Below are 606 nucleotides of genomic sequence, written 5' to 3' on the forward strand. Positions count from 1 at the left end.
AGGACCGGTTCGTCAGGCCACCGGCATCGACGGCGTCAACATCGTCTACCGCGTCAGCGGTGACCCTGCGGCGCGGCCACTGATCCTGCTGCACGGGTGCTCGTATCGGGCTTGCTCATAGTGGGTGAACCTACGCCGCCGCTCTGCGCATCGAGGCGAGCGGATCGGAGTACAGGGCGCTGAGGGAGACCACGGTCGCGGCATACTCCTGCACCTTGTCACCGAAGCCGGTCACCCGAATGTCCCTGCGCTCCAACGTCGAATGGGCGGCGAAGGCCCGTCCCACGTGCGGAATTCCGGCCGGGTAGGCGGTGAACGCCTGACCTCCGAGTACGACGCGGTCCGGATTGAACATGTCGCGCAGCAGCGCCACCGTCCGACCCAGAATCTGCGCCCGCTCGACGAGCAGCTCCCGCGCCTCCTCCGAGCCACCCCGCGCCGCCTGGTACACCGCCGCGATGCTCGAATGAGGCTGCGGTGCAACAATTTTGCGGTCCACGGCAGCGGCGACCACCCGCGGTTGGGATGGGAGAACGGCCGAGTCGCCGGCATCATCGGCGGTGGCCTGGGGCTGCCGATCTCGGTCTCCGGCCATGTCGAGGCCAT

At 68.2% G+C, this 606-nt stretch carries 1 pseudogene; it reads right to left on the bottom strand.

Annotated elements, in window-relative coordinates:
• Nucleotides 1-130 precede the first annotated feature (130 nt).
• Nucleotides 131-606: pseudogene (locus tag CH256_RS08580) on the bottom strand (hypothetical protein); the annotation flags it as partial.

The sequence above is a fragment of the Rhodococcus sp. 05-2254-6 genome (assembly GCF_002258565.1).
In the GTDB taxonomy this organism is placed as follows: domain Bacteria; phylum Actinomycetota; class Actinomycetes; order Mycobacteriales; family Mycobacteriaceae; genus Rhodococcoides.